Raw genomic sequence first — 21,066 nt, 5'->3', positions numbered from 1 at the left:
ATGTGCATTTATCGTTATTGTTATTCGTCTCAAAGAGGTTGCTACGCCAAGGGGAACACATGGATATTGGAACAGCTTATGGTTTGTCCTTTGCTTCAGGCATAAACGCGTACCTGCCACTACTTTCATATTCGATAGCGGTACGCTTCTTTCATCTATACAAAATCAATCCTGATTTCGCTTTTGTGACAAATGATTGGTTTATGATTGGGTTAGCTGTGCTGGCTCTGGCTGATCTCTTTGCGGACAAGATACCAGGTGTTGATCACGTCTGGGATGCGATACATACAGTCCTACGCCCTATCGCTGGTGCGTTGGTGGCTGCCGCCGCGACAGGTGATGCTTCGGGTGCCGCCCTGGCAGTGCCGCTCATCGCAGGTGGGAGTATCGCGGGCATTACGCATGCGACCAAGGCGACGACCCGTGCCGCTTCAACTGTAGGCACGGCAGGCCTATTGAATATTGTCTTGAGCATCCTTGAGGATATCGGCATGGCACTATCTGTCTTGCTCTCCCTCTTCTTACCTGCCGTGATGGTGATTATTGTTGCTGTGTGCCTCGTGCTCTTTATCGTGGTGAGTATCAAACTATATAAGAAGGTGAAGGCTCGCCGTTTGCGGAAGCAGCAAGCAGAAATGATTACCTCTGTGTGATGCTTTCAGGATGCGTTTGCGCTGATGCCCATCTTGAGTAAGGCTTCCAGTCTCACTCAAGATGGGTGTTTATAAAAGGGGATATCGTAGAGAAATGTGCTAGCTCATCACCTCAACCATAAAGCCTCCTGGCGCGCGAACATAAAATGTCCAGGCATGAGAGCGCTGTGGAGGATTCGCCTCAAATCCGTCCTCTCGCATGCGACGATAGATTTCGTTGACACGCTCCTCGCTTTCCTGCGCAAATCCAATATGGAACGTTTTTGGATAGGAGACCTCGCCTGCTTTCATTAAGGTCAGCACCAGCCCATCGTCGTCAAAAAGTGCTGTAAATCCCTGGTTTCCACCCTGGTTGCGTAATCCGAAATACTTTTCGAGAAAGTGTGCTGCCGCTGGAACATCGGTAACGGTTAGATTAACATGGTTGAGTTTCATGGTTGGTTGCTCCTTTGGGCTTATATTTTTATTTCCGCTCTTTATTTTAGTATGTAAATCTTGCCATCTTGTGGCAAGATTTATGAGACATACCAGTTGTTACATATGGCTACAATCCTGAAGATTCGTGATAAATCGTGTTTTGCGCTATACTCTGTATTGTGGTTATCTTACGTATCTAAACAGAAGTGCAAAAACGTGGCATAATATGGAGAGATAAATCTTCACGCCAAGGGGTATTGTGCTTGCCTGGCGCTTGAGAAGCCATATTCTATTCCACAGTACATAAGTAATCAGGAATTTTGCATATGAAAACAACAACTTCTATAGCAGAGATGCAGAAGTTTATTTTCGGGAGCAAGGTCTATTGCTCCGATGGTGAGAGTGGTGTGCTCACTCACATCGGCCTCGATGCCAAAAATTGGCGCATGGTGGTGCTGGGTATCCGGCTAGGGCGCTTGTTTGGCCGGACTGTCTATGTACCTTTTAACACGGTTGCCAGTGCCTCTAGCGAGAAGGTGACACTGACTATCTCGCGCGATGAGCTTGAGCGGGCGCGTAAGGATGCCCCAGGCGCGGCGATGTTTGATAGCCATGCGCGTGTATTCCATGTCGAGTCGGGAGCGGAGGGTGGACTCTCTCTGATAGCAGTTTACCCGGACAATGGGGAAGTGGCATATATCGTAACCAAGGGCCTGAAGGGGCTGGATGTCTTGCTAGAGCGTGCCTACCTTAAACAGCTTGAGAGCGGTCGTATCGAGGCTTCTTTGCCTGAATCTACGCTCCAAGCATTACCTGCCTATCGCTCGGACCAGGAACTCCAGTCGGAGGTTGAGGAAAATATCTTTGATCTGGGACCGTTGCATATCGATTTCAGAGGAATGGAGATACGTGTACTGGATAGTGTACTCTATCTGGATGGCAATATCTCTAGCTCTCTGCGATCTGATATGGTCGGTGACCAGGCTATGGGTGTCGCGGGCCTGCTTGAGATTAAGAATCGTCTGATCGCTGACGACGAGTTGGCAAGTGAGCTAGCGATGGTGATGTCTCGTGATGAGCGCACCAAGGATCTTCCCATCGGCGTCTATCCGCGTCTGGGGCATGTGCGCTTGAGCGGAAGTGTGCATAATAAGAAGCAGCATGCTGCTGCTGAGGAAATCGTGAGCGGCTTCCCAGGTGTTCAATCGGTTGAGAACGAGTTGCGTGTCGATCCCAACGCGTCGATGCTCTATGTGTTATCGAGCGCGGGAAACGAGGAGTCGAAGGATCACGTTCCAAGCGATAAATACGTTCGCCATACTAAATAGTTTCTCAGGTATGAGAACGCATAGAGGAAGAGGCGCGCATTGTAAATTGCAATGCGCGCCTCTTCCTCTATGCACTATATTTGTACGCTTGCTAGCCACGTAACGCCTGATCGAGATCAGAGAGAATATCGTCGATGTGTTCGATCCCAACTGAGAGGCGGATGCACCCAGCATTGATGCCCAGGCTATGGCGCTCGCTTTCGCTGAGCGTCCGGTGTGACGACATAGGAGGATAGCTGACGAGGGAGAAGACATCGCCTAGTGAGGTTGCTACCAGGCACAATTGGAGGCGATCCATAAAGGCGTAGACGGCCTCTCGCGTCTGCTCTTTTAGCTCGAATGAAAGTAACCCACCATACATCTCATCGCTGAGCAAGCGTGTAGCGAGGGTATGCTGTGGATGGTTAGAGAGACCAGGATAATAGACTCGCTCAACAGAAGAATGCTGTTGCAGGAAGTGAGCAACCTGATAAGCGTTGCTACAATGGCGCTCCATGCGTAGGGCTAGAGTGCGCAAGCCGCGCATAATCAGGTGGGCTTCAAAGGGGCTAAGCATCGCGCCCAGGAGATTCGCATTCCCTCGTAACTGCCCAAGTAGAGAATTCTTCGCGCTGATGACTACGCCTCCTGTGCTGTCTCCATGACCACTGATATATTTGGTAGTGCTATGTACCACCATATCGAAGCCATGCTCTAACGGACGCACAAGATAGGGAGTCGCGAAGGTGCTATCGATTATTGTGATCGCTCCAACGGCGTGCGCGGCGGTGCTGATGGCATCCAGGTCTGCGAGCTTAACAAGGGGATTAGAAATGGTCTCTAAATAAATTACATCGGGCTGCTCAGCGTTGATAATATCGCCAACATCTGGCCCACAGAGGTCTTTGAGGACAATTTCGACACCATTTGGCTGAAAGTGTGCCTGTAGGAGGCCGATGGATGGTCCATATAAATCTTTAGAGGCGAGCACTTTTGTGCCTGTGGTGAGCCCTGCCGTGATAAAGGCCGCATTGATGGCTGCCATGCCTGAGCCAAATGTGATGGCTCCTACACCGCCCTCTGCTCGTGCCAGTGCGTCTTCAAGGACCTGTGCGTTGGGGTTGCCCTGGCGGGCGTATACAAAGGCGGGATCGCCCTCCGGGGTTTGTCCACTAAAGGCCCTATCAAGTGCCTCACTATTCTGATGAATGTAGGTAGTGCTGGCATGAATGGGTTGAACCGTTGGAGTGCCAGTCAAGTAGCGTGATCTTGCCTGGCGATTTTCGTGGATAAACTGTGTGCTAGGGTGCCAGGTGGCGTTTTGTTCTGTCATGTGCAAGCGACCTCTTAGTTGGGGTAATGAGTGTCAGGCATGAGCGGCCTGACCAGGATACGTCAGGGGGTACAGAGCGTGTTAATATGGCGTAGTGATGCCAGCACATCGTCAATAGAGGGTCGTTCTGATTCCTCCACAGCGAACCCATGTTGGTAGAGCGCATTATAACGATCTGTCAGCACAATGCCGGGTGTCAGCTCGCGCGAGGCGGAATCCCATCTGGTAAAGCGCGCGATGACTCTGCCCTGTGGATCAGCCAATAGGGGAAAGGGGAGGCTCAGTTCTTCCTGTGCCTCGAGGTTTACCACCACCGGATCGGGGGTCAGTGCCAGGATCGCGCATCGCTCATCTCGGAACTCGCGATAGTATTTGGCAAAGCCACTGATCCATGCTCGCGCCTGCACGTTGGTAAGGCTTGGCACGAAGAGTAGCAGCAGGTTCTCACGCTGCTTATAATCCCAGGGGCTATGGGGTATACCATCGGGTCCGGGTAGCGTAAAGGCGGGAATGATCTCGCCCGGTATTAGCTTGATCTTGGCCTGATTCTCTGTCATAGAAACCTCTCCTCACAATGCTGCATATAGATTATATAGTACCTCATATGGCTCAGTAGATACCAGAGGGGCCTCACATGATCTGTTCGGCTACTGTTGTGCCACAAAGGGAAGAATGTGTCCTTCGAGAGCCAGTGCGACACCTTCTTCATCGTTATTGCTCGTAACATAGTGTGCAGCTGCTTTTACTTCTTCAGATGCGTTCCCCATCGCGATCCCTAGGCCCGCGAAACGCAGCATCCCTATATCGTTATGGTTGTCACCAATGGCTATGATTTCTGTGGCGGGGATGTCGAGCAGGTGTGCGATATGGGCCAGAGCATGGCCTTTTGAAGCCTCGGGATGGAGAAACTCTATTAGATCAGATGCTGCTTGTGTCACATACAGCCGTGGCGCGAAAAGCTCTTCAAAATAGATACGCTTGCGAGCCAGTTCAGCAGGATCGCACACACCAGCGAGCTTAATACAGGGGCGTGGATAAAGTGTCGAGACATCGCGAACGATGATGGCGGGTGGTGCGGGAGGGATATACCAGTCTTCTATGCCGGGTGTGCCTTCGTCGGCGAAGACGCGCTCATGGGTGTGGTAGACGCGTGAAATTCCTTGTTCTTGCAGAGCTGAGAGTGCTGGCAGAATATATTCTGTTGGAACAAGGCGTTCAAAGAGTGATGCTTGATCGTCGATATTAATAATTTGTGCGCCATTGAAGACGATTTGTGGCCCATTGAGGGGGACTCCTGGGCAGAGGGATAGGAGCGCGGGGAATGTTTGTCCTGTCGCGATGACTAGCGTGATACCAGCCTCTACGACCTGTTGTAACGCACGATGCGTGCGTGGTGTGATGCGTCGCTGAGAATCAAGCAGGGTTCCGTCGAGGTCAAGCGCGAGTAAACGATACATACTAGCAGGTGCTCCTGAATCAAATTTTATACTTGGCTCTGATAGCTGTAATTGCTATCAGGGCCATTGTAGCATATCCCAAGCGGGCAAGTTGGTGAAGACAGGTTGTATCGCGAGTGCATATGACAAAAGGTGTGAAACCTTGTAAAAATGCTAAAATTGCCCCTATACTGATTAAAGGCAAAACTTTGCCTATGGCGAAGCCCGCTATGCTTTGCTTATAGCCAATAGCGTTTGGTTTGTGTCTCTATGACAAAACAACAAAGTGTAGGTTACAAGAGTGTGGAAAGGTCAGTAGGAGCCTGAAGCGTACAGAGTTGTCGCTAGAGGGAGAAGTTTAAGGATGCAAAGAAGAGTGCAAGAGGATGGCGCGCCTGATCATCACATATCTAATAGAAGGAGCAATGGGGGGAGTATATGCGAGAGAAGTTAAAAGGCTGGTTAGCCGGTCTCGTCTTTCGCCTGATAGCCCTGTTGACATGGGGACAAATTTCGCCTATCCTGAGCGCTTGTGCGATTGTAGAGCGCGATGGCGTATTTCTGCTGGTTGAGCGTGCTGATGGATTGGGGTATACCTTACCTGGTGGTATCGTTCGCTATCGTGAGACCATTGAAGCTGCGCTATTGCGTGAGGTGCATGAGGAAACCGGCTACCTTGTGCGATTGGAGAAGATTATTGGGGTTTATTCTGATCCTGAGCGTGATCCCCGTTTGCGTGCGGTCTCGATTGCGTACCAGGGGCAAATCCTGGGTGGCGAGCAACACAACTCTAGCGAAGGAAAGGCGTGCTGGCGTTCAGCAGATGACGTATTTGGACATATGGCCTTTGATTGTGAGACCATGCTCAAGGATTACCTGAGTGGTGAAGTCAGGCTTTCCTGAAGATAACGGAGAACAGTTCAGGCAAGGAAATGAGCCTGGATAGGTTTGAATGCGTGGCGGAAAATACCTAGTACAAATAGATAGGCGTATTGACACCCTGTAAAAGCGGGTCTTATACTTTGCGTGTTAATAGGCTCTTGTTATTCTTGCCTATCTTCTGCATTGAGGCAGAGGCCGCCCTGTATATCATGTGTTGTGTTGTATTTACATGGAAAGCGGTGCGGGAAGAGTGGGTGGGTTATCTATATTTGCTACATACATCGTCGTTTATGGCAGTATTGCGGCAGGCCTCGATCAATTTGGGGGAAGGCTATTGGTCAACCCTGTAAAATCAAGGCCAGAGCTGGGCTGCTAGTCGGTTGAAGCGGAGTGAGTCAATGATATGCCCGCGTTGTGGAAATGAATGGGATGTGACAAAGAGTCCCTGTAAGCGTTGTGGCCTTTTGGTGCGTATGCCGCGTACCGGGTCTGGCACCGCTTCTGGACCGGAGAATGAGCCAAAGCGCGTATCTGTCACACAGCAGGCAGAGGGACGGACCGCATTTCCGGAATTCGCGCGTTCCGATGACCCTTTTTGGGCTCAAAATCCTTTAGTGCCACAGTTTGAGCCGGAGCCCCGAGCACCTCACCAGAGTTTTGAGGTGCATGCGCCTTTGCCTTCCCTGGATCATGGAGTCCGTTTTGCCAGTGATTCACATCTGCCGCCTTTGCCAGATGTGAATCCTCCATCGACGGATCGCGGTGCGCCTTTTGCAAGTGGCGCGCTACATTCAGGTGGTTTGCCTGATCTGAGAGGTTCACAAGAGCCCTTCCCAGCTTCTCAGCTAGGTTTACCACTGCGTCCCCAGACGCAATCGCCAGCGCGTCCTCAGGCGTTACAGCCTGGAGAACGCTTAACGCCGGCTATACCGCGTCCGAATCGCCTGGTGAGTGGTCCCCCAGATCAGCGTGCCTATGATGCGCGTTCGGAATCCCATTTCTCTTCAGCTGAATCAGGCGAAGAAATTCCACATGGCGAGGCCGAACCACAGTCTGGCATAACTGAGCCTCTCGCACCTGGTACGGTTTTGCGCAATGGGCGCTATCGCCTTCATGAAGTGCTATCACGCCAGGAGTGGAAGCCGGGAACCTTTGAGGTGACATGGGTTGCCCAGGATGCACAGCGGGGGCGTACTCCCGTATTGCTCCGCGAAGTTGTCATTGCAGAAGGCAGAGAGAGCGCCCAGTCGATCCTGCGGAGCGCGACTGTGTCTTTAATGGCGGCAGGCCAGTTGCCCCGTGTTCCTTCACTCTGGGATGCTTTTACGGAGAATGGACGTAACTTTTTCTGCTTCGAACCTATCGAGGGCAATTCTCTAATGACGCGCATGAGACGCCTGGGACGCCCTGTGCCGGAGCAGGAGATCCTGGAATGCTGTCTCCAGATTGCGGAGGTCCTAGAGGCTCTCTCCGCTCAGAAACAGCCTGTTGTACATGGTATGATACGCCCTGAAGATATCATTATTAGTCCTAATGGTCAGTATGTGCTGACGGGTTTCTCGGTAGTGCAGGCTGGTTCTGGTGGTATGTATGGCGCAAGCCTGGATCGCTCAAAGCTTCCTCCGTATGCAGCCCCTGAGGTGGAAAATGGGTTTATCGATACTCGGTCAGACCTGTATTCCTTGTTAGCGACTGTCTATCACGTAGCGACGGGTAGTGCCCCTGTACGAGATGGAAGTCTTGAGGGCGTACCCCCGGCGCGGCGACTCAATCCCAGCCTCTCTGCGCAGTTTGAAGCGGTTCTTGCTCGCGGGCTGCGCCCCAATGTGGCCCAGCGCTATCGCAATGCCTCTGAGCTCAAGCAGGAGTTATCGGCCTGGAAGGGTGGCCTTCAGATGCCAATGGGAGCCATTGTCTCTGCTTCAGGAGCTTCGTTTACCAGCGCGGCCCCTGTGGCATTTAGTGGTGGTTTTTCGAGTGCACCCAGCGAGTCGCCGGACAGCGTGGCGCAGATGTTGCCAAACATGCTGATGAGCACTGCTGTCGAGGAGGATGAAACAAAGGCCCTGCTGCCCAGACCTGAAGACCTACCTCCAATGGTTGAACGCAACGACCGCTTACATTCCGCGTTCTGGTTCATTGGGATCGTGGCCTGCCTGTTCATTGTAGTGCTCATCAGTCGCGGTATGTAGCGCTAATTCGGCAATTATTAATTTATAGTGGCATGCTAACACACGAAGCGGGGAGGAAGGCGAATAATCTTGATTCGCCTTCCTCCCCGCTTCGCATAGCTTTGACAAGCGCTATGCTTCTGCGGCCTTTGTACCCACGTGTAGGGCGACAATACCGCCATTGAGGTAATAATAGTTTACGTTGCTCCACCCGGCTTCCTCCATGATGACTTTCAGTTGGGGGCCTTGGGGAAGGTGGTCAGGGAATTGGGTAGATAGTTGTATTCTTCGAAGGCTTTGCCAAGAATCGTCCCGAAGAGTGGAGCAAGCTTGTAGAAGTAGAGATAAAACAGCCCGCCAAAGATTTTGCCTGGTGGGTGGCTGATCTCCAGACAGACGACGCGTCCGCCAGGACGTACTACACGCAACATCTCGCGGAAGCCCTTGGAGATATTCGTCAGATTACGCACTGTAAAGGCCGAGCAGCAGCCATCGACGCTATTATCAGGGAGATCAATATTTTCGGCATCGCCGACACGTAGTTCGATGCGGTTCTGTAACCCAAGCCGCTGAATCTTTTTGCGTCCAACCTCGAGCATTTCAGGTGTAATATCCATGCCTAGCATGTGTGTATCGGGACCCGAGTTGCGAATGACGGCGATAGAGAGATCGGCGGTACCAGCGCCAAGATCTAGGCCCGTCTCGCCAGTAGCGAGAGCAAGATAGCGCGCCGCCCGCTTGCGCCAATATGGGTCGAGCCCTAAGCTCATCAGGCGATTCATCAGGTCGTAGATACCCGCGATTCGGCCAAAGAGGCGGCGTACATAGGGCTGTTTCCCGCCTGTTTCCTTAAATTTTTCCTCAAGAGAGAGTTTTGCAGACATACTACTTCTCAACCTTATTTATTACGGGACAGGACAAAGTCAATCAACTCATCCAGCACATCGCGATCGGGTGAAGGCGGAAAGTGATAGAGCGCCTCTCGGGCCTTGTTGCCATGCGCGTGCGCATCTAACAGCGATTTCTTCACACCATTGCCGCGTGTTACCCATCCTACGATCGCTGTAATGTCCTCTTCCTTGTGGGTTGTTTGGGTGAGTAATGATTGTACCTGCTGACGGTATCCATTCTGGGATTCATCTTCCAGGGCGTAAATCAGTGGGAGCGTAACCATACCCTGGCGCAGATCGTTGCCTGCTGGCTTGCCAATAGTTGATTGATCTTGCGTATAGTCAAGAATGTCATCAATGATCTGGAAGGCAATCCCCAGGTGTTGCCCATAGGCGTGCAGGCGCTCGATCTCTTCTGGGCTTGCGCCGCTAATGATTGCGCCCCCCTTGCTGCATGCGGCAAACAAGCAGGCAGTCTTGTTTTTAATCTTCTCGAAGTAGGTTTCCTGGCTTAGGTCGGCATTACCCGAGGTCATAATCTCCAAAATAGTGCCTTCACAGACTGTGGCGACAGTGTCGGAGAAGAGATGGTCGATACGAGGGTCTTCGATATCAGCGATCAGGCCAGCCGTCTTGGCGAAGTAGTAATCTCCGAGTAAGATCGAGATCTTATCGCCCCAAAGGGCATTGACTGTTGGATGGCCCCGGCGTGTGCTTGCCTCATCAATGATGTCGTCATGGATGAGCGTAGCCAGATGCGTCATTTCAAAGGCGACGCTCAGAAGCAGAAGCTTTTGAAAGCGATAAGTATTGAGTTTACCAGAGAGAAGAGTAAGCGCTGTTCGCAGACGTTTCCCTGGAGAGGAGATGGCGTGCATGGAGGCTGTATTAAGAATATCTAGCCCTGATGTAGCTCGCTCCTGGAAAGTCTTGTCTACCAGGTCAAGGTCTGCCTGGATACCGGCGAAGAGTCGGCTCAAAGCGGCCGTTGTTTTCATAGTCTGGAGTTCTCCATATTGAACGCGGCAAGGATTCCCGCCCTTTCAGGGGGTGGGAGGACTTGCCGTCCTCCTTAGTTGGTATGGTTTTCTGATGGGACAAATAGTATCATCCATCCCAATGTAATGAGTCTCCTTGCCTGCCAGCATGTAGGATACGGCGAACCAGGGATATATGAGATAGGTAGATGGCGATAGAGACCTTTAGCTACGGTGTTCTTAGAAATGTTCCCTATAGATTATAGTACATATACGCACTCTCGAACAATGCGGATGAATTGGCTTTTGAGGCCGAATCAGCGTATATACCTTCCGTGTTTTAGAATCAGCTTGCACCCATTTTTTATCCAATCGGCTAAAATTTGTCCTTTCTTACCCCTATTTGCCCCTATTTGTTCGTTGTCGTCTCCCTGAGTTATTCATTGAAATATTGTGTTTAGGTTTTCTCATCGCATATTAAGAAAAGCATTTGCCAACGCCGCCTGAGCGGCGGCTAGCTTCGCCGCCATATTGCTCCACTTCAGGTTGAGTTGGTGTTGCGCGACGTCTGATCTTCTCAGACGGCTGCGCTCAGGCAAATGAATGGCATACCCTCTGTTAATATATTACCTGCGATAATTCGCTTTTTCATTGAAAGCACAGGCAAGAGTTTCAGGATTCAAGCGCCGTTATTGTAAGCGGTGAGAAACCCTGAACACGATATTCCTGAATTGCTAATGATGATTTCTAGAATAAGGTTGGAGCACTAATGGCAGGGGGAGCCTTAGGTGGCTCCTCGCGCGGCGAGCCGTCGCGATACATCAAATAGGGATTTAGAATGCCATCTTCATCAGTAGGTTTGAGTCCAGCTTCATAGATAAAGCGCGAGGCAAGAGCATCTGTGCCACGATAGCGGAGAATTGAGGTCACGAAGAGCAGTTGTTGCGCGCGCGTATAGGCGACATAGGCCAGGCGGCGTTCCTCAGCGATGTTCGAGGTCTCAATAGGGCCGTCCTCCGCCATCGTAAATGAGCGTTTATGGGGGAATATCCCTTCAGTCATGCCCATTACGAAAACGACTGGCGCTTCTAGCCCCTTTGATTTGTGGACTGTCATCAAACTCACACAATCTCGCTTATTTTTGCTGCTATCCTCGGCCTGCTCCTTAAGTTGGGCCATGGCTTGCAAAAAGTGGCGGATGGTATGGTGGCGTTGTGCGATCTCGCTTAATTCTTCCAATTCATCATAGCGTCCCTCACTCTTGGTATCTTCGCGTGGCTTAGGGACTCCCTCTTCGTCCTCCGAGTTCTCTTTCTGTCGACTATCATAATGTAGGAGGTGCGTATCGTAGGCATACTCGCGAATTAGCTTGATTGCCTCTGCTGGTCTATTTCGGCACCTATTCCAGATGCGTTGGATCAACCCTACAAAATCCTTGACGCCGAATTGGAATTCGGAGGAGATGGTATATGCCTGCTCCTCACAGAACTGCAAGAGTGGTTGTCCGCCTGCGAAGGATGTGAGTGTACCATAAAAGGTTGGCGTGAAACGATGTGAGGTTTTGCCTGTTCGTGTGAAATACTCACGTGAAGGGATATTGGCGACGACGCGAAAGGCCGCGTTCTGCTCGCCGCAGTGAACAGGTGTAAAGACCTGGTCACGCCTCTGAGGATTGGGAGTCTGGCGAGATGCCAGGAACTCTTGATAGACGCGCATACCATCTACCAGTGTCAAATAAGCCAGGATATCACGTGTCGTTTTGCGTTTGAAGAACGAAGAGCCTCCAACAGTGCGATAAGGGATCCGATGACGCGCTAGAGCGATTTCCAGGTTCGCCAGATGGTAATTGGTTCGTGAGAGCACATAGATATCGCGATAGCTGAGCGCTTGTTGTTGATTGTGCCAAGCGCGCGCGAGTTCCTCGATACGGTTGGCGATGCCATCGGCCTCACTTTCCTGGTCAGGATACGCTGTGACAAGTACTGGAGCCCCATTCGGACGTGTAGGGCGAAGCATCTTCTCAAAGCCAGGCGTGATATCATTTTTACTAATGAGGAGATTGGCAGCTTCGAGGATCTGGGGTGTCGAGCGATAGTTATGCTCGATGGGATAGATTTTGCCCTTGGGATACATGCTGCGAAAGGAGAGAATCGAGGCTTCGGGGCTGGCACCTCGGAACTGATAAATGGCCTGATCCGGATCTCCTACCACGACGACATTGTGTTTGGGCGCGGCGAGATATTGAATAAGTTTATACTGTGAGGGATTAGTGTCCTGGGTCTCGTCGACCTGGAGATAGCGATAGCGATTTTGCCAGGTTTTGCGAAACTTGGGACTGCTTTCGAGGAGGAGCAGGGGGATATAGATCAGATCCGAGAGATCATAGAGCTTTTCCTTTTGCTTGGTCTGTTCGTATCGCTCAAAAAATTCCTGGTAACGAACGGCTAGTTCTGCTTCAAGCCCCAGGTGGCTACGAAAGAAGTCTAGTGATTGTGGCGGCTGGATAAGCTCTTCTTTGGCTCTATCAACCGCTGCCAGAACGTCTGTGATGTTGACCTCCCAGTTCATGCCGCGTGTGCGGTCACTCCGCCAGGGACGGACGATATCTTCCGCTAACCACTGACGTGGGTCGCCGCTGATGAGACGCTGATTGAGCTCCTGGGGTTTCATTTGAAGCTTTTCTCGTAGCATCACATGTCCGAGCCCGTGAAAGGTCATGACGCGGAGCGTTTTCAGATCCTTGGCGGCATAGCCCCTGGTTTTAAGAGCTTTGAGAGCACGCTTCTCCATCTCTTCGGCTGCGGCACGAGTGAAGGTAACACAGAGAATGGCTTCAGGGGAGACGGCACTATCAGCGATCAAGCGTACAAGACGTTGTACCAGGATCGCTGTTTTGCCTGTGCCTGCCGCCGCGATAAATGCCGCCGGGCCATCAGTATGGGCTATAGCGGCAGCCTGTTGTGGGTTGGCGCTGAATTCTGCTTTGGCTGCTGTTTTCGCTTTTGCGTGTGCTCGCTGGGTTGCCATCCTACACATCTCTTCCTAAGGTCTTATGCGAAAACCAATGCCGCTGCTGCGGCTAGTGCTCTCCTTGGACGAGAACCTGAGCGCGCTAGCGCTAGCTGCCAATCAGGCAGCGTTGGTTCTCGTATCAACACAGGCGCACTCAGGTTTTCAAACAAGGAGCAAGTATAAATTGGAACTGGTCACGGTTTCGTACTATAGCATGCGTGCCTATTGCTTGGCAACGGAGTATAGTACTGCCAGAATTGCTGTCTTCGCTATTCATGATGTGACCTTGGCAAACCTTTGCGATGGGGGATGGTAGGGCCTCTTTGGCTATAGTGAGCTGTAGGTGTGAGGCTGATTATTATAACACGTGTGCTAATTTTATTGTGTTTAAGACCTTGTCTTCCAGGCGAAAAGGCTTACAATCAGAGAAAAACGAAAATAGGTTAGAGCATATATGTTTCGAAATTTGCGAACTATTGAAATCGCAGAGGGGGCGCTGCTGGCAGATATCGCTGTTATCGCACAATTGGCCGTTATGTACCTTCCTTTTGTGGGGGATGTCTTTCGCAGCCTGATCTTTCTGGCCTTCTCGATTCTAGTCCTGCGCCGAGGTCTGTATGCCGCGCTCTTTGGGCTAGGAGTGGCGCTCTTCCTAATCATTGTCCTGATGGGACCAACCGCGCTTCCACTAACTTTCTTAGAATGTGTTGGCGGCCTCTTTCTGGGTGTCACGATGCGCCTGCGCTTCCCGCCATTTTTGCTCTTGTTGATTGGCGTTTTATGCGGTGCCATTGGGCTTTATGGTCTCTTATTGCTTGTTCCTCTGCTCGCTGGTCGTTCGCTGGACACAGTCGCGCGAACTATTGACCAGTTTAACGCGGTTCTAGGGCAGGTTACAGTGGTTGTGGTCGCGAGATTCGGTATAATTGGCTGGTGGCACTCGAATGTGGAGGCGAGCGCACTTGCTCTGGGAGTCTGGTTCCGGACCTACTGGTGGTTTGCGCTCTACCTTATCATATGCTTGATCTTGACCCCGTTTGTGACGATTATCTATGCCTTCACAAATATTGTTGTGCGCCAACTTGGGTATGACGTTCTTCCTTTTCCGGGACGACGTCTGGAGCGGGTTGTGCGTAAAATTGTGCGGAGTGTTATTGGAATACTGCTTGGCGTGGTCAAACGCTGGCGTGTATGGAGGAGGCATCGTGGTATGCGCAACCTGGAAAGGAACGCCTGAGTATGACCACTTTGATTGATATTCAGCATGCTTGCTATTCATATCGGCAGGGAGAGGCCCTCACGCTTGAGGATATCTCGTTGTGCATCGCTCGGGGAGAGTACCTGGTATTACTGGGCCATAATGGGAGCGGCAAGTCAACGTTGGCTCGTCACTGTAACGCGCTTCTAGTACCAGACGCAGGTCGGGTGCTGGTCGATGGTATAGATACACGCGATGAAGTGAAGCGACAGCGCGTTCGTGATTGTGTGGGGATGATCTTTCAAAATCCAGATAATCAGATCATTGCGACTATTGTTGAGGATGATGTGTCCTGGTCGCTGGCTGTGCGCGGTATGCGCCTGCCTGAGATTCAAGAGCGGGTCGCATGGGCGCTCAATGCGGTTGGTATCTCTCATCTAGCAAACAGGCCACCCCAGAAGCTTTCTGGCGGACAGCGGCAACGGCTGGCCATCGCGGGTGTCCTGGCATTGCGACCACAATGTATTATCGCTGATGAAGCCACATCTATGCTTGACCCTCTTTCTCGCCGAGAGATTACAAATCTGCTACACCAGCTTCGTCAAACCTATCAAATCGCTGTTATCCAGGTGACTCACCTGTTAGAGGAGGCCATATTGGCTGATCGCGTCGTCGTTATGGAGCGTGGGCGTATTATTCAAGAGGGGACACCTGCTATGATCTTTCGTGATCTAGATATGTTGCGTGCCCTCAAGCTTGCTATTCCTGAGCCATTGGAGTTTGCGCATCGATTGCGTGGACTTGGCTATCCAATCTCTCCTGAAGCTCTGACGTTAGAGGCTATCGCGCGGGAGGTGGCTGGTGTCTGAGCCCATTATTCTTGTTCGCCATCTCACACATGTCTATACCCAGGCTGGCGGGCCTCAGAAGGTGGCTCTCACTGATGTGAGCCTGGAGATTGAGCGTGGTAGTTGTACCGCCATTATTGGGGTGACTGGTTCGGGCAAAAGTACGCTTATCCAGCATTTTAACGGCTTACTCTTTCCAACTGAGGGCGAAGTTATCGTAGATGGTGTCAAGGTAGAAGAAAAGGGGATGGATTTACGTAGCCTGCGTCAGCGTGTGGGGCTGCTTTTCCAGTTTCCTGAGATGCAACTCTTTGAGACGACGATCTTTAATGATGTTGCGTTCGGCCCACGCCGTATGGGGCTTTCTCCTCGAGAAGTTGAGGGAAGAGTACACGCGGCTCTGGAAAGTGTTGGGCTTGCGCCTGAAGCGTATGCCAGGCGCTCGCCATTGGAATTGAGTGGTGGACAGCGAAGGCGCGTGGCGCTGGCTGGCGTTCTTGCTATGAGGCCATCGGTGTTGATTCTGGATGAGCCTACTGTGGGCCTGGACGCGGAGGCGCGAACTGAGTTCTATCGATACCTTCGTGTTTTCTGCCGTGAGCAAGGGATGACCGTGATTCTGGTTTCACATGACATGACCGAGGTTGCGGCCCTGGCTGATACACTCCTGATTCTTTCGTCTGGACAGCTGGTGGCGTGGGATAAACCCCAGAAGCTCTTCGCCCGCGTCGAGCAACTTCTGGATTGGGGGCTTGCCCCTCCACCTTTGCACGAACTTTTCGCGCTTCTGCGCCAAAATGGCCTTCCCATCCCCGCTGAAACGTATACGCTTGAAGAGGCTCTGGCCTGGGTCCAGGCTCAGAGTAAGCTTTTCGTTCATCGTTGTAAACTTTGATTAAGAAAAATAGAATTATATGCTTCAAAATATTGCGCTCGGCGTTTACTATCCTGGCAATAGCTTTCTTCATCGCTTATGCGGGCGTACCAAGCTTCTTCTATTATTGTGGTGCGCTGTATGGCTCTATATTGCCGGCAGAAATACCTGGCACTTCGCGCCCTCAATAGTAGGCATCATATTGCTGGCAGTAGTGCTCTATGCCTCGTCGGTCTCGCCGCGTGTGCTCTGGTTGCGTATGCGCTGGCTCTTACTCTTTACCTTCATTGGGGCGGTTACATTTCCCTTCTCGACTACTGTGGATAAGGGGGATAGCGCGCTTACCAGCCTTGGACCTCTCTCAATTCCCTATAGCATTCTTTATCCTGGCCTGGGCGTGATAGCGGGTCTCTGCCTTCTTTTCTTGCTCTCCTCGTTGTTACCGTTAACATTTTTGAAGATGTTCTGGCAAAAACGTTGGACGCGGCGTTTGCGATTATTGTTCTGGCTGCTCATGCTGGGTTCTCTGGCAAGTGTGTGGTTGATGAGTGGTACCGTGGAGCAAGCCCTCTCCCTGGGTCCAATCTTTATAACCCGCCTTGGGGTCTGGACGCTGGTATCTGTGGAAGGGCTCCTGCTGCTCTATTCCTTTTCGTTACTAGTTATGCTCGCGACCTCACCAATGACTCTGGTAGAGAGCGTGACTCGCCTGATGGCTCCCTTGCGTTTACTGCGCTTCCCTGTCGATGATTTCGCGTTAATGTTTCTCATTGCGCTCCGCTTTATCCCTACATTGATAGATGAAATTGAGCAACTAGGAAAGGCTCAAATGGCGCGTGGAGCCTCCCTGAGTGACGGCACGCTCACAGAGCGTTTTCAAGGTGTTATTATGCTTGTTATTCCTCTTTTGCGCAATATCTTTCAACGTGCGATAGATCTCTCAACCGCTCTAGAGGCACGAGGATATGTCGTGAATGGGAAGCAAACCATGCTCCATGAAACAAGCTTTGCCTTAACTGATTACCTGACAATAGGTGGTGTACTGGCGATTACACTTGGATCACTCCTGATTTGATTGTTGGAGAGGCTCAGGAATGTCTATGAGGAGGTATTATCACTGTGAAACCAAAATTAAAGCTTTAGATGTTTTATGTATGTCGTTTTCTCAACCTGGAGCACTATATTTCAATAAATCTTAATCGGATCTTAACGTATTAGTAACCAGTTCTTCTTTGCTCTCTATTACTATATGTCGTGGGGAACAAAAGTTGACTACAGACTGTGTGTCCTTTCAATGCATGCAAGGTTTGTAGGAACGTGTTGTTGTTTGAGTCAGGTGCCGTATTTGCCTTTGAGTGGCAAGCTGGGAAAGAAACGTCAAATAGTTCATTCTATCTAACGTTGCCTATAATCGGCATTGATGAGTTGTCTTGGGGGAGATGGCTCAATCACGACTCAGCAGTTTGGGTCCCTTTGGGGGGAAATGAGCAGGGGCGTCTTCTATAGACGCCCCTGCTTGTGTTTGTAGCGGCTGTTTAGATATCGGGAGAAATCAAGCCATGATGCAAAGCGAAGCGTACTAGTTGCGTGATGTCGCGGAGGCCCAACTTCTCCATCATGTTTGCGCGATGTGCCTGTACTGTTTTGATGCTGATGATAAGCTTGTCTGCGATCTCCTGGTTCGTAAAGCCTGCCGCGACCAACTTTAGCACCTCCATTTCGCGTGCTGTGAGTGCGCTTAGATGATGGTCCAGCTCTTGTTGCTGGATCTTATGTGTTGCATCGTCTGTAGGCTGGGGAGCCAGGTAGGCGCGAATCAGGGCTTTGGCAAGGCCTGGATAGAGAAAGGCTCCTCCATGCGCGATTGTTCGAACCGCGTTGCATAGTTCGGTTGGAGCAGCCTTCTTAACGATATAGCCTGCGGCACCCTTGCGCAAAGATTGTAGAAAGTACTCCTCGCTTTCATGCATGGTAAGCATAAGGAGTTGGGTCTGGGGCTCTTGGGCGCGAATGCGTTCACATGCTTCCATTCCGTCAAGTAACGGCATGCTGATATCCATTACTACAATGTCAGGATGTAGCTCACCAGCCAATTGTACCGCTTCCAGACCATTACGTGCCTCACCGACAACAGACATATCTTCCTGGGTTTGAAGTAACAGCTTGAGTCCCTGGCGTAGGATATCATGGTCGTCAGCTAGTACAATGCGAATATCATGTGATGGTTTCTTCTGGCCCATCTCTTCTCCACCTCTACTTATCATGTGACCTCTTTTCTTCCCGAGGTAGAATGGCTTCGACGATTGTTCCCTGCTCCTCATGTGCCTTGATGGTAAGCGTCCCATGGAGGAGTGAAGCTCGCTCACGCATGCCGATAATGCCGGACCCTGCACTCTGCTGCCTGGATATAATTCCGCACCCATTATCCCGTATGCGTAAGATCAGGCGCTGCTCTGTCTGGTGTAATTCGATCCATGCCTGATTGGTCTGTGCATGTCGTACGATGTTCGTCAGACTTTCTTGGGCGATACGGAAGAGGGTTGTCTCATAGAGGGGTGAGAGCGGGTGAGCCTCCCCAGAGAAACCCGTCATGACGAGCTCGACTTTAAGATGCAGGCGCTGCATGCTGTCTTCGATGAGCCAACGGAACGCCGCCTGTAAGCCCAGGTCATCGAGGACACTGGGGCGGAGTTGTTGCGCGAGCACTCTGACTCCTTCAAGGGTCTGCTGAGTGAGTTGGCTCAATTGTTGTAGCCCGGTTTCGAATTGCTGTTGTGTCTCTTGACGAATATCATGTGCGGTAAGTAGCCGCACTTGTTGGTGTAGTAACTCAGTATGGACCAGCAGGGCAGTCAGGTTTTGCCCGGCTTCGTCGTGAAGCTCAAGGGCGATGCGCCTGCGCTCATTCTCCTGGGTCTGTAATATGAGGCGAGTCTGCTCATGGCGAGTCTGCTCCAGGCGGTCAAGCATCGTATTGAAGGAGTTGGCTAGTTCGCCGATCTCTGTATCAGGTTCCCTGGATAAATTCGCGCGTGCTTGTGTCTCTCCTTTACTTACTCTGCGAATCGTTGTAAGCAGGCTGAAAAGTGGGCGAAAACTTAAGCGCAAGAGGAAGAAGTTGATGAAAACGGTTAAGAGGGTCGCGGTCACGATAAAGCCTGTGTCGAGCAGGTAATGATGAGGTTCTAGATGATGCGTTGTAACCCAGAAGCCAACTTGAGCCTCGCCGAGGAGCATGACTGTATTCGCAAGAATAACCTTCTCAAAGAGCGATAGTCGCCAGCGTCGTATCTGTTGTAAGAGGAAATGGATGGCTTTATGCACGATGGCTGCTCGTTCTTGCTCCTATCTCGTTGAGAGTGGTTGGGCTATATGCCTGTTGTAGTGTAGCATCACATGATATGCGTGACCAGGAACTCGCTTCTGTGTGCACTGTTGCCTTGTCTTGTGAACTTACCTGAACTTGAAGCACATAGGAGAGTGCGGAAAAACCATCTGCCTGTGTCTGTATGGTGATTTCCCAGGCTCCTGCCATGTTCAGATGAAGATGAATGGCGTATTGCCCTTTGCCCTGTGATATAACGCTGGTGTCTGTGGGCCCCATTTCCATAGCGAGCATGCGAGCGCTGGGCGTGATCTGAGCTTTATCGATGGGTTGTCCTTGAGTGTCGCTGAGATGAACCTGTATGAGTGCAGTGTGGTTCAGAAAAAGGCTCTCTTCATTGACCTGGACGCGAAGGACCGCAGGTATATATGTGGGCCGAAAAGCGGCAATGCTCAGAATGGCAACGCTTACGCATAATAAGAGAAGCCAGAAGAAGGGTCGTACACGCATCTGCTTGTATCCTCTAATACGTTGGGAACTTTAGTGGTGCATCCACCAAATTAACGGATATTGGCCGGGATGGCAATCCCAGATGAACGACGAGGGCGATGACGCCGCTTTCGCCCCAAACGAAAGGATGACGATGAGCGTTCCAGTAAACTGTCGCTCGATCAATAGCATCACAGACCTGTTCCCAGGTCTCGAAGCGCCGCCCTTTGAGCGCCAGGGAACGCAGCGTTTTCCACCAGGGCTCAATCAGGTTCAAGTAAGCTGCATAGGTCGGCTGGAAGACGAATTCCCAACGCGGATACTGCAAAGCAAACAGCAGGACATCGGTTGCCCGATGCATTGCCAGATTATCCAAGATCGCGTAGATGCGTTCGATGCTTTGGGGAACCCACTGCTCAACCAGGTTGAGAAAATCGATCCAGTTTTCCGTCGTTCGCCGGTCGTAGGGCCTCGTCAACGCCTCGCCAGTGGCAGGTTGAAAGGCACCAAAGATATACCCCTTGGCCCGGCGTCCATAGTCGATCTCCTGGCTGGCCCGCTCGGCGGGCTTGCCCTTCTCTGGAGCGGGCTGAGCATGAACCAGTTTCTTCCCCAGAAAACTTTTCGCCGACTCAGGGCCCATTTCATCGAGATTCACGACGGTGCTCCTCTTTGGTGGAACCGTGTAGAGGGCGGTGATGACCCCCTTTTTTTGGCGAAGTCGGGATCAACCCGTTCGCCAAACCAATGCTCATCTTTGCGCCATCGCAGCCCTTCCGCCTGCAAGATTTCGTTGATCCGGCTGCGCTTGATGGCGATCCCTTTTTCCTCATTGAGGTACACCTCAAGCCGATCTAGGGTCCAGTGCCCAAAGGGCAAACCGAGGTCATCGGGCTTGGTAAGAGCGGTCGCCACCACGACTGAGACCTCCTGGGGACTATATGTTGGCGGTCGCCCGGTTCGGTCCTCATCAAAGAGTCCAGGTAATCCTGCCTCGTTAAAGCGATGGAGCCAGTTGCGCACGGTATTCTCCGCGACTCCTAACCGGGTTGCGATCTGGGGAACACGCTGTTGTTCGCTCGCCCATTGCACTATCTTGGCTCTTTCTACCTGCCTTGCTGGCGCTGTTCTAGAACGGCTCAAATGCTCTATCATCTTGCTTTCTTCGTCAGTCATCGCTCGTACTTGTAAAATCTTTGGCATGGAACACCTCACTTTTGAGATGTTCCTATTTTACCATTACTTGGTGGATGC

Annotated in this window: 21 protein-coding genes and 1 pseudogene; 9 read left to right on the top strand and 13 right to left on the bottom strand. The window is 51.4% G+C overall.

The window, feature by feature from the left end; translation table 11 throughout:
* Positions 1-59 precede the first annotated feature (59 nt).
* On the top strand, positions 60-653 hold the full coding sequence (locus tag K3T82_RS05345) for a DUF4126 domain-containing protein (protein ID WP_220192451.1): 594 nt from the start codon (positions 60-62) through the stop codon (positions 651-653).
* Positions 654-752: 99 nt separating this feature from the next.
* On the opposite strand, the gene K3T82_RS05340 is transcribed toward K3T82_RS05345, so the two are convergent.
* Entirely contained in the window at positions 753-1,088 is a 336-nt protein-coding gene (locus tag K3T82_RS05340) for a VOC family protein (protein WP_220192450.1), read from the bottom strand.
* Positions 1,089-1,396: 308 nt separating this feature from the next.
* On the opposite strand from K3T82_RS05340, the gene K3T82_RS05335 reads away from it, so the two are divergent.
* Entirely contained in the window at positions 1,397-2,398 is a 1,002-nt protein-coding gene (locus K3T82_RS05335) for a BON domain-containing protein (protein WP_220192449.1), read from the top strand.
* 91 nt (positions 2,399-2,489) lie between these two features.
* Here the strand turns inward: K3T82_RS05335 and K3T82_RS05330 are convergent, their stop codons facing one another.
* The 3 genes from K3T82_RS05330 to K3T82_RS05320 all read right to left on the bottom strand — a co-directional run bounded on the left by K3T82_RS05330 (position 2,490) and on the right by K3T82_RS05320 (position 5,167).
* On the bottom strand, positions 2,490-3,710 hold the full coding sequence (locus K3T82_RS05330; protein ID WP_220192448.1) for a trans-sulfuration enzyme family protein: 1,221 nt from the start codon (positions 3,708-3,710) through the stop codon (positions 2,490-2,492).
* Positions 3,711-3,772: 62 nt separating this feature from the next.
* Entirely contained in the window at positions 3,773-4,267 is a 495-nt protein-coding gene (locus K3T82_RS05325; RefSeq protein ID WP_220192447.1) for a redoxin domain-containing protein, read from the bottom strand.
* A 90-nt stretch (positions 4,268-4,357) separates the two neighbouring features.
* Positions 4,358-5,167 carry a Cof-type HAD-IIB family hydrolase gene (locus K3T82_RS05320; protein WP_220192446.1) on the bottom strand — a complete coding sequence of 270 codons (810 nt, stop codon included), beginning with the start codon at positions 5,165-5,167 and terminating at the stop codon, positions 4,358-4,360.
* A 417-nt stretch (positions 5,168-5,584) separates the two neighbouring features.
* Between K3T82_RS05320 and K3T82_RS05315 the strand changes: the two genes are divergently transcribed.
* Both K3T82_RS05315 and K3T82_RS05310 read left to right on the top strand, forming a co-directional pair.
* Positions 5,585-6,049 carry an NUDIX domain-containing protein gene (locus tag K3T82_RS05315; protein ID WP_220192445.1) on the top strand — a complete coding sequence of 155 codons (465 nt, stop codon included), beginning with the start codon at positions 5,585-5,587 and terminating at the stop codon, positions 6,047-6,049.
* A gap of 410 nt (positions 6,050-6,459) precedes the next feature.
* A complete protein-coding gene (locus tag K3T82_RS05310; RefSeq protein ID WP_220192444.1) occupies positions 6,460-8,220 on the top strand; it encodes a protein kinase domain-containing protein in 1,761 nt (586 codons plus the stop codon).
* A 111-nt stretch (positions 8,221-8,331) separates the two neighbouring features.
* Here K3T82_RS05310 and K3T82_RS05300 read toward each other — a convergent pair.
* The 4 genes and pseudogenes from K3T82_RS05300 to K3T82_RS05290 form a co-directional block, all read right to left on the bottom strand.
* A pseudogene (locus K3T82_RS05300) lies at positions 8,332-8,981 on the bottom strand (ubiquinone/menaquinone biosynthesis methyltransferase).
* A 116-nt stretch (positions 8,982-9,097) separates the two neighbouring features.
* A complete protein-coding gene (locus K3T82_RS05295) occupies positions 9,098-10,087 on the bottom strand; it encodes a polyprenyl synthetase family protein (protein WP_220192441.1) in 990 nt (329 codons plus the stop codon).
* A gap of 446 nt (positions 10,088-10,533) precedes the next feature.
* Positions 10,534-10,665: a hypothetical protein gene (locus tag K3T82_RS49000; RefSeq protein WP_268886619.1), complete on the bottom strand. Its 132-nt coding sequence runs from the start codon at positions 10,663-10,665 to the stop codon at positions 10,534-10,536.
* A gap of 148 nt (positions 10,666-10,813) precedes the next feature.
* The gene (locus K3T82_RS05290) at positions 10,814-13,093 is read right to left on the bottom strand and encodes an ATP-dependent helicase (RefSeq protein WP_220192440.1); all 2,280 of its coding nucleotides are present in this window, start codon (positions 13,091-13,093) and stop codon (positions 10,814-10,816) included.
* A gap of 25 nt (positions 13,094-13,118) precedes the next feature.
* On the opposite strand from K3T82_RS05290, the gene K3T82_RS05285 reads away from it, so the two are divergent.
* The 5 genes from K3T82_RS05285 to K3T82_RS05265 all read left to right on the top strand — a co-directional run bounded on the left by K3T82_RS05285 (position 13,119) and on the right by K3T82_RS05265 (position 17,073).
* Positions 13,119-13,394 (top strand): hypothetical protein, encoded by a 276-nt coding sequence (locus K3T82_RS05285; protein ID WP_220192439.1) that lies wholly within the window; start codon positions 13,119-13,121, stop codon positions 13,392-13,394.
* A 138-nt stretch (positions 13,395-13,532) separates the two neighbouring features.
* Positions 13,533-14,315, top strand: coding sequence for a DUF2232 domain-containing protein (locus K3T82_RS05280; protein ID WP_220192438.1), 783 nt, complete (start codon positions 13,533-13,535; stop codon positions 14,313-14,315).
* A 2-nt stretch (positions 14,316-14,317) separates the two neighbouring features.
* Positions 14,318-15,145, top strand: coding sequence for an energy-coupling factor transporter ATPase (locus K3T82_RS05275; protein ID WP_220192437.1), 828 nt, complete (start codon positions 14,318-14,320; stop codon positions 15,143-15,145).
* On the top strand, positions 15,138-16,019 hold the full coding sequence (locus K3T82_RS05270) for an energy-coupling factor transporter ATPase (protein WP_220192436.1): 882 nt from the start codon (positions 15,138-15,140) through the stop codon (positions 16,017-16,019). The genes K3T82_RS05275 and K3T82_RS05270 overlap by 8 nt, the downstream gene beginning before the upstream one ends.
* Before the next feature lie 19 nt (positions 16,020-16,038).
* The gene (locus K3T82_RS05265; protein WP_220192435.1) at positions 16,039-17,073 is read left to right on the top strand and encodes an energy-coupling factor transporter transmembrane component T family protein; all 1,035 of its coding nucleotides are present in this window, start codon (positions 16,039-16,041) and stop codon (positions 17,071-17,073) included.
* A 460-nt stretch (positions 17,074-17,533) separates the two neighbouring features.
* Here the strand turns inward: K3T82_RS05265 and K3T82_RS05260 are convergent, their stop codons facing one another.
* The 5 genes from K3T82_RS05260 to K3T82_RS05240 are packed head-to-tail and all read right to left on the bottom strand — an operon-like array spanning position 17,534 to position 21,015.
* Complete coding sequence (locus K3T82_RS05260) at positions 17,534-18,262, bottom strand: response regulator transcription factor (protein WP_236031017.1); 729 nt, start codon at positions 18,260-18,262, stop codon at positions 17,534-17,536.
* Positions 18,252-19,322, bottom strand: coding sequence for an ATP-binding protein (locus K3T82_RS05255; RefSeq protein WP_220192434.1), 1,071 nt, complete (start codon positions 19,320-19,322; stop codon positions 18,252-18,254). Before K3T82_RS05255 ends, K3T82_RS05260 begins: the two co-directional genes overlap by 11 nt.
* A complete protein-coding gene (locus K3T82_RS05250) occupies positions 19,315-19,833 on the bottom strand; it encodes a FixH family protein (protein WP_220192433.1) in 519 nt (172 codons plus the stop codon). The genes K3T82_RS05255 and K3T82_RS05250 overlap by 8 nt, the downstream gene beginning before the upstream one ends.
* A 13-nt stretch (positions 19,834-19,846) precedes the next feature.
* Positions 19,847-20,470 carry a transposase gene (locus K3T82_RS05245; protein WP_220192432.1) on the bottom strand — a complete coding sequence of 208 codons (624 nt, stop codon included), beginning with the start codon at positions 20,468-20,470 and terminating at the stop codon, positions 19,847-19,849.
* Positions 20,467-21,015 carry a helix-turn-helix domain-containing protein gene (locus K3T82_RS05240; protein WP_220192431.1) on the bottom strand — a complete coding sequence of 183 codons (549 nt, stop codon included), beginning with the start codon at positions 21,013-21,015 and terminating at the stop codon, positions 20,467-20,469. The genes K3T82_RS05245 and K3T82_RS05240 overlap by 4 nt, the downstream gene beginning before the upstream one ends.
* Positions 21,016-21,066 lie beyond the last annotated feature (51 nt).

This window comes from Ktedonospora formicarum, from assembly GCF_016587355.1.
GTDB classification, from domain to species: Bacteria; Chloroflexota; Ktedonobacteria; order Ktedonobacterales; family Ktedonobacteraceae; genus Ktedonobacter; species Ktedonobacter formicarum.
Note: the sequence above shows the minus strand (reverse complement) of the source record. Positions and strands in the feature narration are given on the sequence as shown.

Bases quoted from the DNA above. Each gene is read 5' to 3' on its own strand.
- K3T82_RS05345 (WP_220192451.1), top strand. From the start codon at position 60: ATGGATATTGGAACAGCTTATGGTTTGTCCTTTGCTTCAGGCATAAAC.
- K3T82_RS05340 (WP_220192450.1), bottom strand. From the start codon at position 1,088: ATGAAACTCAACCATGTTAATCTAACCGTTACCGATGTTCCAGCGGCA.
- K3T82_RS05335 (WP_220192449.1), top strand. From the start codon at position 1,397: ATGAAAACAACAACTTCTATAGCAGAGATGCAGAAGTTTATTTTCGGG.
- K3T82_RS05330 (WP_220192448.1), bottom strand. From the start codon at position 3,710: ATGACAGAACAAAACGCCACCTGGCACCCTAGCACACAGTTTATCCAC.
- K3T82_RS05325 (WP_220192447.1), bottom strand. From the start codon at position 4,267: ATGACAGAGAATCAGGCCAAGATCAAGCTAATACCGGGCGAGATCATT.
- K3T82_RS05320 (WP_220192446.1), bottom strand. From the start codon at position 5,167: ATGTATCGTTTACTCGCGCTTGACCTCGACGGAACCCTGCTTGATTCT.
- K3T82_RS05315 (WP_220192445.1), top strand. From the start codon at position 5,585: ATGCGAGAGAAGTTAAAAGGCTGGTTAGCCGGTCTCGTCTTTCGCCTG.
- K3T82_RS05295 (WP_220192441.1), bottom strand. From the start codon at position 10,087: ATGAAAACAACGGCCGCTTTGAGCCGACTCTTCGCCGGTATCCAGGCA.
- K3T82_RS05290 (WP_220192440.1), bottom strand. From the start codon at position 13,093: ATGGCAACCCAGCGAGCACACGCAAAAGCGAAAACAGCAGCCAAAGCA.
- K3T82_RS05285 (WP_220192439.1), top strand. From the start codon at position 13,119: ATGCGAAAACCAATGCCGCTGCTGCGGCTAGTGCTCTCCTTGGACGAG.
- K3T82_RS05280 (WP_220192438.1), top strand. From the start codon at position 13,533: ATGTTTCGAAATTTGCGAACTATTGAAATCGCAGAGGGGGCGCTGCTG.
- K3T82_RS05275 (WP_220192437.1), top strand. From the start codon at position 14,318: ATGACCACTTTGATTGATATTCAGCATGCTTGCTATTCATATCGGCAG.
- K3T82_RS05265 (WP_220192435.1), top strand. From the start codon at position 16,039: ATGCTTCAAAATATTGCGCTCGGCGTTTACTATCCTGGCAATAGCTTT.
- K3T82_RS05260 (WP_236031017.1), bottom strand. From the start codon at position 18,262: ATGATAAGTAGAGGTGGAGAAGAGATGGGCCAGAAGAAACCATCACAT.
- K3T82_RS05250 (WP_220192433.1), bottom strand. From the start codon at position 19,833: ATGCGTGTACGACCCTTCTTCTGGCTTCTCTTATTATGCGTAAGCGTT.
- K3T82_RS05240 (WP_220192431.1), bottom strand. From the start codon at position 21,015: ATGCCAAAGATTTTACAAGTACGAGCGATGACTGACGAAGAAAGCAAG.